Annotated in this window: 10 protein-coding genes; 5 read left to right on the forward strand and 5 right to left on the reverse strand. The window is 64.6% G+C overall.

Going from position 1 to position 11491, the window contains the following annotated elements; translation table 11 throughout:
* Positions 1-31 precede the first annotated feature (31 nt).
* Complete coding sequence (gene orn / locus H281_RS0122150; RefSeq protein WP_020069340.1) at positions 32-643, forward strand: oligoribonuclease; 612 nt, start codon at positions 32-34, stop codon at positions 641-643.
* Position 644: 1 nt separating this feature from the next.
* On the opposite strand, the gene mog is transcribed toward orn, so the two are convergent.
* Entirely contained in the window at positions 645-1301 is a 657-nt protein-coding gene (gene mog, locus H281_RS0122155) for a molybdopterin adenylyltransferase (RefSeq protein WP_020069341.1), read from the reverse strand.
* The gene (gene yjgA, locus H281_RS0122160) at positions 1282-1893 is read right to left on the reverse strand and encodes a ribosome biogenesis factor YjgA (protein WP_027804845.1); all 612 of its coding nucleotides are present in this window, start codon (positions 1891-1893) and stop codon (positions 1282-1284) included. The genes mog and yjgA overlap by 20 nt, the downstream gene beginning before the upstream one ends.
* A 256-nt stretch (positions 1894-2149) precedes the next feature.
* Between yjgA and pmbA the strand changes: the two genes are divergently transcribed.
* Entirely contained in the window at positions 2150-3520 is a 1371-nt protein-coding gene (gene pmbA / locus H281_RS0122170; RefSeq protein ID WP_020069344.1) for a metalloprotease PmbA, read from the forward strand.
* Positions 3521-3644: 124 nt separating this feature from the next.
* On the opposite strand, the gene H281_RS0122175 is transcribed toward pmbA, so the two are convergent.
* Complete coding sequence (locus H281_RS0122175) at positions 3645-4145, reverse strand: dihydrofolate reductase (protein ID WP_020069345.1); 501 nt, start codon at positions 4143-4145, stop codon at positions 3645-3647.
* 694 nt (positions 4146-4839) lie between these two features.
* Between H281_RS0122175 and H281_RS0122180 the strand changes: the two genes are divergently transcribed.
* A complete protein-coding gene (locus H281_RS0122180; protein ID WP_020069346.1) occupies positions 4840-6234 on the forward strand; it encodes a sigma-54 dependent transcriptional regulator in 1395 nt (464 codons plus the stop codon).
* A 232-nt stretch (positions 6235-6466) separates the two neighbouring features.
* Positions 6467-7438 (forward strand): thymidylate synthase, encoded by a 972-nt coding sequence (locus tag H281_RS0122185; RefSeq protein ID WP_020069347.1) that lies wholly within the window; start codon positions 6467-6469, stop codon positions 7436-7438.
* 87 nt (positions 7439-7525) lie between these two features.
* On the opposite strand, the gene H281_RS0122190 is transcribed toward H281_RS0122185, so the two are convergent.
* Both H281_RS0122190 and H281_RS0122195 read right to left on the reverse strand, forming a co-directional pair.
* Positions 7526-10114, reverse strand: coding sequence for a DUF6600 domain-containing protein (locus tag H281_RS0122190; protein WP_020069348.1), 2589 nt, complete (start codon positions 10112-10114; stop codon positions 7526-7528).
* A gap of 151 nt (positions 10115-10265) precedes the next feature.
* A complete protein-coding gene (locus H281_RS0122195; protein ID WP_020069349.1) occupies positions 10266-10979 on the reverse strand; it encodes an ArsR/SmtB family transcription factor in 714 nt (237 codons plus the stop codon).
* 176 nt (positions 10980-11155) lie between these two features.
* Here H281_RS0122195 and H281_RS36935 point away from each other — a divergent pair, with 176 nt between their 5' ends.
* Positions 11156-11299, forward strand: coding sequence for a hypothetical protein (locus tag H281_RS36935; protein WP_020069350.1), 144 nt, complete (start codon positions 11156-11158; stop codon positions 11297-11299).
* The last annotated feature ends 192 nt before the right edge of the window (positions 11300-11491 follow it).

Raw genomic sequence — 11491 nt, forward strand, 5'->3', positions numbered from 1 at the left:
AGCTTCCTGCCCGGCCATCAGGACTCCCTTCATGACCGACATTCCCGAATCCGCGCAACCGCTGCCGCTCGTGCGCAGCGACATGAATCTCATCTGGCTGGACATGGAAATGACCGGACTCGACCCGGATTCGGACCGCATCATCGAAATTGCGGTGGTGGTGACGAATTCGACACTAGACAGAATGGTCGAGGGCCCGGTTCTGGCGATTCATCAGAGCGACGAGACGCTCGCCAAAATGGACCAATGGAATCAGAACACACACGGCCGGTCGGGACTGATCGACCGCGTGAAGGCATCTACGGTGAGCGAAGCCGATGCCACCGAACAGATTCGCAATTTTCTCAGCACACATGTGCCACCCGGCAAGTCGCCGATGTGCGGCAATTCGATCTGCCAGGACCGCCGCTTCATGGCACGCTGGATGCCGGAACTGGAGAGCTTCTTCCATTACCGCAATCTCGACGTCAGCACGCTCAAGGAGCTGTGCCGACGCTGGCAGCCGGCAATCTACAAGGGTTTTCAGAAGCGCGCGCTGCATACGGCGCTTGCCGACATTCACGAGTCGATCGACGAACTGAAGTACTACCGGGAGCACTTCCTGATTCCGCCGACGCCGGACGCCTCCCTCAACGCGGAATAAGCTAAGCCTGCCGGGGGGCGCGCACCGCGCTCTTCGGCCGGAACGCCTTCACCACTTCCGCGTTGGTCTCCACGTACGGCCCGCCGATCAGGTCGATGCAGTAGGGGACCGCCGCAAAGATGCCGGGCACCTTCACCGTGCCGCCGGTTTCGACATCGGCATCGCGCAAGCCTTCCAGCGTTTCCTTGATCGACTTCGGCTGACCCGGCAGGTTGACGATCAGCGCCGCGTGATCCGCCGTCTCGCGGATCACCGCGACCTGGCGCGACAGGATTGCGGTCGGCACGAAATTCAGGCTGATCTGCCGCATCTGTTCGCCGAATCCCGGCATTTCCTTCGTCGCGACCGCTAGCGTGGCCTCGGGCGTCACGTCGCGCCGCGACGGGCCCGTGCCGCCGGTAGTCAGCACGAGATCGCAGCCGACTTCATCGACGAGTTCCGTGAGCGTTGCCGAGATGGTCGGCGCGTCGTCCTGAATGAGGCGCGTGACCACCTGCCACGGCGAACTCAACGCGGCGCCGAGCCACTCCTGCAACGCCGGAATGCCTTTGTCCTCGTAGACGCCCGTGGATGCGCGATCGCTGATCGACACGAGGCCGATCAGGATCTCGTCGGGGTGATTGCGCTTCAGCTTGGTGTCAGGCGTCGCGGTCGTCATCGTCGTCTTCCAGGGCGTCGCCGGCATCGGAATCGCTCGCCGCTGCGGGTCCGTCCGCGTTCTTGATCCACTGGAACAACTCGCGGAAGTAACGCGGCGGCTTATTCTGCTCGGCTTCCTTGCGGGCGTTGCGGATCAGCGTGCGGCCCTGCTGCGGATCGGCATTCGGATGCTGGCGGATGAAATCGGTCAGCGCGGCGTCGTCGGCAAGCAGTTTTTCGCGAGTGCGCTCAATCCAGTGCAGCTTGGCCGTTTCCGCCTTGTTGACACCGTTATACGTGTCGAGCGCGGTGCGCAGCGCAGCGGTTTCTTCGTCCAGCAACGAGCGCATCACGCGCCCGACGTACTGCACCTGACGGCGCTTGCCTTCGTGATCGGTGATGCGGCGCGCCTCGCGCACGGCGTCGTCGAGCTTTTCGGGCATCGGCATGCGCTTGAGCGCGTCTTTGGGCAGCGCGATCAGCGCCGAACCGAGTTCCTGCAGCTCGTGCATTTCGCGCTTGAGCTGCGACTTGCTCGGACGGTCGTAGCCGTTTTCGTCGACTTCCGGCTCGGCGGATTCGATGGGTTGAATGCGGGTTTTGCGTGTCATGCCGATATTGTAGCGTGCCAGGCCCGACGAACCGGCTGCGCCGCCGTGAACGGCGACCGACATCGCCGGAAGCGGGCAGCGAATGCCAGGTGCAGCAGCGCTTAGCTTGATATGATCGCGGGATGCGTGAGTGCGCTCGAACGCACGGCAAACGCAGACTGACGCGCATACGAGCAGCGCATATGAGGCGCACTGAACAGCGCGGCATGTGCGAACACCCAAGGGCCGCTCGGCCCCGAACAGGACGGCAACGACAATGGCAGCAGACATGGACGTCAAGCAGCGCTTTTTTCCGCATACCCAGGATGAACTGAAGGAAATCGCCTCGGACATCCTTCGTCACGCGAAGTCGCTCGGCGGTACCGACGCGGCAACCGAAATTTCCGAAGGCGACGGCCTGTCCGTCTCCGTGCGGCGCGGCGAAGTCGAGACGATCGAACATAACCGCGACAAGATGGTCGGCGTGACTGTGTTCATCGGCAACAAGCGCGGCAACGCGAGTACTTCCGACTTCTCGTCACAAGCGCTGAAGGACACGGTCGCGGCCGCGTACAACATCGCCCGCTTCACGGCGGAAGACGATTGTGCGGGTCTCGCCGAAGCCGAGTTGCTCGAGACCGAGCCGCGCGACCTGGATCTCTACCATCCGTGGAATCTGTCCGCCGACGAAGCCGTGGAAATCGCCCGTCGCGCGGAAGACGCCGCGTTCGCCACCGATCCGCAAATCAAGAACTCGGAAGGCGCGAGCGTGTCGGCGCAGCACTCGCAGTTCGTGCTTGCCACGTCGCGCGGTTTCCTCGCCGGCTATCCGTACTCGCGTCACTACATCGCCTGCGCGCCGATTGCCGGCAGCGGCCGCAACATGCAGCGCGACGACTGGTACACGTCTACGCGCAGCGCGGAGCAACTGGCCGACCCGGAAGCGGTCGGTCGTTACGCGGCGCAGCGCGCGCTTGCGCGCATCGGCGCGCGTGGCCTCGACACGCGCAAGGTGCCGGTGCTGTTCGAAGCACCGCTCGCCGCGGGTCTGCTCGGTGCGTTCGTGCAGGCTACGAGCGGCGGCGCGCTGTATCGCAAGACGTCGTTTCTCGTCGATAGTCTCGGCAAGCCGGTGTTCGCGCCGCATGTGCAGATCGTCGAAGATCCGCACGTGCCGCGTGCCATGGGCAGCGCGCCGTTCGACGAAGAAGGCGTGCGCACGCGGCAGCGCTCGGTGGTGAAGGACGGCGTCGTGGAAGGCTATTTCCTCTCGACCTATTCGGCGCGCAAGCTCGGCATGCAGACTACCGGCAACGCGGGCGGCTCGCACAACCTGTCGCTGCTCAGCTCGAACACGCGAGCGGAAGACGACTTCGAAGAAATGCTGCGGAAGCTCGGTACAGGACTGCTGCTGACCGAACTGATGGGCCAGGGTGTCAACTACGTGACGGGCGACTATTCGCGCGGCGCGTCCGGCTTCTGGGTCGAAAACGGCAAGATCCAGTATCCGGTCGAGGAGATCACCGTCGCGAGCACCTTGCAGGAGATGTTCCGCCATGTCGTAGCAATCGGCGCGGACACGATCACTCGGGGCACCAAGCAGACGGGCTCGGTGCTGATTGAACGGATGACGATCGCCGGGCAGTAAGCGGTTTTCCAGCGTTGTAGCGGTACAGACGAAAACGCCACGCAAGTTTGCGTGGCGTCCTGCTTTTTCGGCGTGCTTCGTTCCGCTTTTGTCAGCGCGCTTCACTGCGCTCGGGCGCCTTACGTCACCGGCTTTTGCGCTTGTATGTGACGAACGCGTAATCGAAATCGTTCGGTGCATGCGCGCGATGCGTTTCGTGTGCGACTTCTTCCCACTCGTTCGGATCGACCGCCGGGAACGTCGCGTCGCCGTCGAAATCGGCGGAAATCTCCGTGACGATCATCTTGTCTGCAAGACGCAACCCTTCCACATACAACTGGGCACCGCCGATCAGAAACGCTTCGGGCGCCTGGTCCTGCGCGGCGAGCTTGAGTGCTTCGCCGAGCGTGGTGGCCGCGTCGCAACCCTGGAAGCGCCGACCGGCATCGCGAGTCACGACAATGTTGCGGCGTCCCGGCAACGGCCTGCCGATCGACTCATGCGTTTTGCGGCCCATGATGATGGGCGCGCCCATGGTGGTCCGCTTGAAAAACGCGAGGTCTTCGGGGAGTCGCCAGGGCAACTGGTTGTCGCGGCCGATCACGCCATTATTGGCGCGAGCAACGATCAGGGTGAGCGTCGTCATCGAATGGAAGAGGGAACATAACCCGCCTGATTCTACCTGACGCACACGCTCCGGCCGCCGCTCTGGCGTGATCCATCGAGCGGCGACGCCCAGCGGCACCGGCCGAAAAATGCCGCGCGTACTGCGACATCGGCTGAATCCGCGCAATAAAAGCCGATTGAGTGGCGAGTCTTCCTATACATAGCGATTGGCGAACATCTTGGACCGCTCGCAAACCATTGGTGCATTGGTGAACAACGTTCCCGTCACCAATCAGATAAAGTAGTGGCACAGGAAACTATGCAGGTTGAACCCGCCAGAAGAAAATACCTATTAGATGCTAATTGAAACGGTACGATCTACCTGCGTTCCTACGTATGAGAAAAGCGCTTCCACATTTCGTAATTCGTAAGTTGATTACTTATTTATCGGCGTGGACGCCTTGCTGGGCAAGGGCGGGCGGATTAAATTCGCATAATTGTTTTCCAAGCCGCGCGCGTATAGTAAGCTCTCGGAAAGAGCTTCAATTTTAAAAAAAGCCCGCTAACGGGCCGTCTCAAACACACACGCCGCTTTCTGGGGATCAGCTGTCCGCACGGAATGGAATGGCCGTTCGGTTTTTGCTATTTGCGAATCCCGAATGTGCCAGCGTGTCTGAATTGCGGTTCAGGTGCGTGCATCATCCTTAACGTTCGTTGACGAGAGGATCTGAATAATGGAACCCGCAACGCGGCAACTGATTTACGTTTCGCGAGAGCCAAGCGCGGAACTGAACACCCGCTTCCACCAGCGTGGCTGGAATGTCGAAGTGGTGGGATCGGCGCGCGACGCGCGCCGGGCCGTACGCGCCGGTTCGGCAGCGGGTGGCCTGCTCGATTTATCGAGCCATTTCCAGCCGCATGAAATTGCAGCATTCGAATCCTGCCTGACCATGCCGAACGTCGGCTGGGTCGCCGCGACCATGCCTGGGCAACTCCAGGACGCAGCGCTGCGCCGTCTGGTACGCGATTATTGTTTCGACTATGTGACCGTCCCTTACTCCGGCGACCGGATCGTCGATTCCGTCGGTCACGCATACGGCATGATCTCGCTCGGCGAACCCGCTTCGAACGATGCATCGCAGGGCGCCGAAGGTGAAATGGTCGGGTCGTGCGACGCAATGCTGGCGCTGTTCCGCTCCATCCGCAAAGTCGCGATGACTGACGCGCCGGTCTTTATCTCGGGCGAGTCGGGCACGGGCAAGGAACTGACGGCTGTTGCGATTCACGAACGCTCGGCGCGGCGCAACGCGCCGTTCGTACCGATCAACTGCGGCGCGATTCCGCCGCATCTGCTGCAGTCCGAACTGTTCGGCTACGAACGGGGCGCGTTTACCGGTGCGAATCAGCGCAAGATCGGCCGCGTGGAAGCGGCCAACGGCGGCACTCTTTTCCTCGACGAAATCGGCGATCTGCCGCTCGAAAGTCAGGCGAGCCTGCTGCGCTTCCTTCAGGAGCGCAAAGTCGAGCGGCTGGGCGGCCATAGCGCGATCGACGTCGACGTGCGGATCATTTCCGCAACGCACGTGGATATGACGGCTGCCATGATCGAAGGACGTTTCCGCTCGGACCTGTATCACCGCCTGTGCGTGCTGCAAATCGACGAACCGCCGCTGCGCGCGCGCGGCAAAGACATCGAGCTGCTCGCGCGCCATATGCTGGAGCGTTTCAAGAAAGACGCGAGCCGGCGTCTGCGCGGTTTCGCACCCGACGCGATCGCCGCTTTGCACAACTACGGCTGGCCGGGCAACGTGCGTGAACTCATCAACCGCGTGCGTCGTGCAATTGTGATGTCCGAAGGACGCGCGATCACGGCGCGCGATCTCGAACTCGCCGAGTACGTGGAGATCGTGCCGGTGTCGCTCGCGCAGGCGCGCGAAGCGGCCGAGCGCCAGGCGATCGAGCTTGCACTGTTGCGTCACCGTGGACGTCTTGGCGACGCAGCCCAGGAACTCGGTATCTCGCGTGTCACGCTGTACCGGCTGCTGTGCTCGCACGGCATGCGTCATATGGAGAGCGAGCCGCTTGCGTCGCCGCACGGCACGTTGCCCGCATCGGTGCCGCATCTCTGAAACGCGGCCACACGCAACTGTTGTGAGCTGGCCGCTCCGCAGCGGCCGGTAGACCGGACGGCCCGCGACGCGTCGCCCTCCGCGTGGTTTCGCGCGGGGCTCGTCGCACCAGGCCGCCTTGCTTCCATAGTCTCTCGCAAGCGGTCGGCGCCCGCCGGCCGCGCTTGGTAAAATCGGGTTTTCCGCTCAATCTCGCGGCGCACCGCTTGCGGACCGCGTCGAAGGAACCCGCATGAAACAATACCTGGATCTCGTCCGCACGATTCTCGACACTGGCACGTGGCAGGAGAATCGCACCGGCATCCGTACCATCAGCATGCCGGGCGCCATGTTGCGCTTCGATCTTCAGCAGGGCTTCCCGGCGGTCACAACGAAAAAGCTGGCATTCAAGTCGGCCGTGGGCGAACTGGTCGGTTTCCTGCGCGCGTCGCGCAGCGCGGCCGATTTCCGCGACCTCGGCTGCAAGGTGTGGGACGCGAACGCCAACCAGAATCCGCAGTGGCTTGCCAATCCATATCGCGAGGGCCCCGACGACCTGGGCGACGTGTACGGCGTGCAGTGGCGGCAGTGGCCGGCCTACAAGGTGCTCGACGCCAGTGCGAGCGCGCAGCTTGCGGATGCGACCGCGCGCGGTTTCCAGGTGATCACTGAATTCGACGAGAACGGTAGCCGCAAGGTGCTGCTGTACAAGGCGATCGATCAATTGCGTCAGTGCCTCGACACCATCATGCAGAATCCGTCGGACCGGCGAATCCTGTTTCATGCGTGGAATCCTGCGGTTCTGGATCAGATCGCGTTACCGGCTTGCCATCTGCTCTACCAGTTCCTGCCGAATGTGGCGAAGCGCGAAATCTCGCTGTGCCTGTACATCCGCAGCAACGATGTCGGGCTCGGCACGCCGTTCAATCTGACCGAAGGCGCCGCCCTGCTGCACCTGGTGGGACGCTTGACGGGCTACACGCCGCGGTGGTTCACGTACTTCATCGGCGACGCGCACATCTACGAGAACCAGTTGGACATGCTGAAGCAGCAGCTCACGCGCGAGCCGTATGAAAGCCCCAAGCTCGTCATTTCCGAGCGGGTGCCGGACTACGCGAAGACCCACGTGTACGAACCGGAATGGCTGGAAAAGATAGAGCCGTCGGATTTCTCGCTGGTCGGCTACCGGCATCACGAGCCGCTCACGGCACCCATGGCTGTCTGACGCGTCTGACCGAAAAAGCCTCCGCGATTCCCATCGCGGAGGCTTTTTGTTTTCTGCCGACGGCAGACTGCTCGTAGGGAAGGGCGCTTAGCCCTTGTGATGCTCGTCGTGGCCACCGGCCGAGCGCTGCTCGCCGTGCTGCTGTGGCTCAGGACGCGGCTGCTGCACTTGCTGCGGATGAAACTCCTGACGCGGCGCCTGCTGAGCTTGCGGTTGCGGACGCGGCTCAGGACGCGGCTGCTGCGCTTGCTGCGGATGAAACTCCTGACGCGGCGCCTGCTGAGCTTGCGGTTGCGGACGCGGCTCAGGACGCGGCTGCTGCACTTGCTGCGGATGAAACTCCTGACGAGGCGCCTGCTGGGCTTGCGGTTGCGGACGTGGTTCAGGACGTGGCTGCTGTTGGACCTGCGGCCGCTCGACCGCTTCGGCGTGCTGTGCGGGCTGCCGTTGATCTTGCGCCGCATGCGGCTGTTGCCCCATCGCCGGATTCTCCACGGGGCGCGGCACCTCGCGTGACTGCATCGCTGGATTCCGCTGACCTCCTGGCTGCTGCGACCACTCCGGCCTTGGCGTCTGCGCCTGTTCACCGCCTCGCTGACGACCCTGCTGCGCTTGCTGGGCCATAGGCGTATGCGGCTGCGTCCAGGCGGGCTGGTGACGTCCATCCGCGGCAACTGACTGGCCCTGCTGCTGAGCCGGTTGTCGAGCCGGTTGCTCTACCACTCCCCGCTGTTGTGCCACGCCCGGGTTGCCGCCGTTCGCCTGCGGCGGCCGCGGCACGCCGTTCGGCGGCGCACCTGCTGCGCCAACCTGCTGCCCATTCCACCGCAGGGGCGCGCCGGGACGCTCCGGCTGGGCACCCGCGCGCCCCGGCTGAACGGCGACAGGCGCGTCGCCTGGCCGGCGCCCAGCCTGCGGCACGTTGTTCTGCGGTTGGCCCGTGGTGCCCGGCGCGGCCTGTCCGCCCGGTCCCGGCTGAAGAACTGGCGCTCCCGCCGCCGCCCCCGGCATTCGTCCCGGAAGATGCGACTGGACGACCCGCACGTTCTGCACCGGCGACGCACCGGGCCCACCCGACATGCGCGCCGGGACCGACGTCCGAACGATCGGCTGCCCGGCGCCCGGCACGCGTCCACCGCTTTGCGCGAAACGCTGCGCGAGGCCATCGCGGTAGGCGGGCGGCATCGACGGACTACGCGTCGCGACGACTGGACGCGTCATCACCCCCGCGGGCGGCCGGTAGTTCGCGTTGCGCAGACCCGGCCCGTAACTCTCGCGCACCGGCGCGATGCCCGGGGCTCCCGGGTTGATCCGCGCATTGCGCCACTGCGCGGGATCGACCTTCTGCGCGAAGCGCCCCACGGGCTGTCCATGCACGAAAGCCGTCGCCGGAACCGCCGTCACAGCGCGCGGCGCCCGGTAGTTGACGTACGTGTTGTGAATGTTGGTGATATTGCGGTTGTAGTTGTTGATGACCGTCGTCTGATTGACGCGTTCGTAGTAGCGCGGGCTCCAGTGATCGTGGTCGCCCCAGTGCGGATGCCACCGTTCGCCCGGTCCGAGCGGGAACCACGCGACGCCCGCGGCCATCGCACCGCCAATCGCCAGGTTCACGCCCCAGTCGACTCCGCCGCCTCCGCCACCGCCGCCGACGAACGCCACCAGCGCCGGCGCATAGACCGGCGGCGCGCTGACCACGACCGGGCCCGGCACCCATGCCCAGGAGTCGTCGACGTAGGCCCAGCGGCCGTAGTGATACGGAGCGAACCCCCACGGTGCGTCGTCGACCCAGGTCCAGCCCCAAGGCGCCTGCCATACCCAATGTCCGTCGTGGTACGGCGCCCAGCCGGCGGGCGTCGCGCGCGGCACCCAGACCTCGCCGTATTGCGGGCTGCTGCGCCACGTACCGTTGGCGTCCAGATCCTGATAACCGGGGATTTCACGCGACACATAGCGCGCCGATACCGAGCGGTTCTCGGCGGCGTCGCGGCTTGCGGCCCATTGGTCGAAGCCGTCGGGGCCCGGCGCGCCATTGTCGGCAAGCGTTTGCAAAGAAGTGCCGGCAAAGCGGATCTGCTGGCCGGCCGCGATCGGCACCTGGGCGCCGTCGCCATAAACCGTCGCATTGCCGTTGCGAACGGTGACGGTGGTGCTGCTGCCGTCCGGCGCGACGTCGACGCGGTAGTCACCCGGGCCGTTCAAGCCGAGCGCGAGATTCGGCGTGTCGACTTCATACGACGACCCCGGCGGCAGTTCCCGCACATGCGCCGACAACGTCCCTTGCGCGACCTTCAACTGCGCGCTGTTGTCGTCGAGACCGAGGATATCCAGGCTTGTCGACTGGCCGAGACGCACGGCGGTCGAGCCGATATGCAGTTCGGAACGCGCGTTCTGATCGTTCCACAACTGGTCGCCGGTGGTGAGCGGCCGGTTGATCTGCGCGTACGACCAGTCGGCGGCGCCGGCGGGCTCGGTAGTCACGGTTCCGGCCATGTAGTTCAGCCGCGCGACGCGCCCGGGCGGATCGCTGTCCGTAGCGACGCCCTGCGGCGCCGGCGCGGCTTGCTGCGCGAGCGCGGCCTGCGCGGCGAACAGGAAGGCGGCTGCGGCGATCAGCGAGTAGCCGATGGTGCGACGGGTTGACGAGGTTGGCGATGGTGAGGTCGTGGTTCTCATGATTGTTCTCCGACGGACGATGCACGTGCAGCATCCGTGAACCACTGTACCCGCGCCGTTTGTTTCAAGACGCCCACTTTTGTAAAGCCTGGTGGCGACTGGTAACAAAAGGTCTCTATCAGGCGGCGTCGGGCTCCGAGCGCGCGGTCAGTCACTCGGCCAGGAAGGCGTCGAAGTGCCGGTGTCCGGCCGGCGTGATGCGCAAGATCCGCGGCCGTTCGGTCCGTTCGACCCAGCCGTGCGCGGCCCACGAGTCGAGCAGCGCCGCCCCGAGCGCGCCGCCGAGATGCGGACGGCGTTCGCTCCAGTCCGGGCAGGTGCACGCGAAGCGGCGCCGGCGGCTGCGCTGCGCGGACAGGTCGATGCCCCAGTCGGAGAAGCGGGCAGCACCCTCCGGTGTGGCTTCGAGCGACGCACCGTTCAAAGCCAGCAGTCCGCGTCCGACGAGCCGCTCGAACACGCGTACGGACAACTCGCCGGCCATATGGTCGTAGCAGGTCCGTGCGTAGCGCATGTCGGTCGGCACGGTGCGCACGGGGCGCGGCACCGGACGCTGCGGCGCGCTGACTTGCGCGACGTTGGCGAGCGCTTCGATGGACGCCGCGATGTCGGCCGACGCAATGCGGAAATAGCGATGCCGGCCGCGCACCTCGAGCGCGAGCAGGCCTCCCTCGGTCAGGCGCGCGAGATGAGCGCTGGCCGCCGATGGCGACAGTCCCGCGATCATCGTCAGTTCGCCGGCGGGGCGGGCGCTGCCGTCCATCAACGCCCACAGCATGGCTGCGCGGCCGGGATCGGCGAGGAGCGCGCCAATGCGGCTCAGGCCGGGAAAATGATTCTGTTCGTCTGCGAGGCTGGCGGGCATGACGCGTCTCCGTATCTGTCGGTCTTCGATGCGCGGGGCGCAACGTACGATGCAGCCACTTTACCTGGCAAATGCATTCGATGTTTCACCCTGACGTGAACCGTCGATTGCAGCGCGGCGCATGCGCCTAAAGCGCCAGGCTAGAATCGGAGCCTGTCTTTGCAGGATACGCAGTCATGAAAACAGTTCTGGCCGTTGTCGTTTGCATTGTCTTGCTCGGTGCCTGCGCTCAGGGCGGCTCCGGCTCGGCAGCGGGCGCGGGTACCGGCAGCGTGACCATGTACGGCACGATCGACGAAGGCATCACCTTCCGCAAATAGAGGCGTCGTCGGTCTCGTTGCCCCTTTCGGCAAGCATCGAATTGGCAGAAACTGATACATCGTTGTCATTGCTGCCACGCGCAGTCATGTGACGATGTGGTTTTCGCCAAGTGAGCACTCGGCGGCTCGGCTCAGTCAGGCCAGTCAGGCGACTTAAGGCCGTGGCGGCGTGTGAGGGCCGCTTGTGCCGCT

Origin of the sequence: Paraburkholderia caledonica (assembly GCF_000383275.1) — a bacterium.
Lineage (GTDB): Bacteria > Pseudomonadota > Gammaproteobacteria > Burkholderiales > Burkholderiaceae > Paraburkholderia > Paraburkholderia caledonica.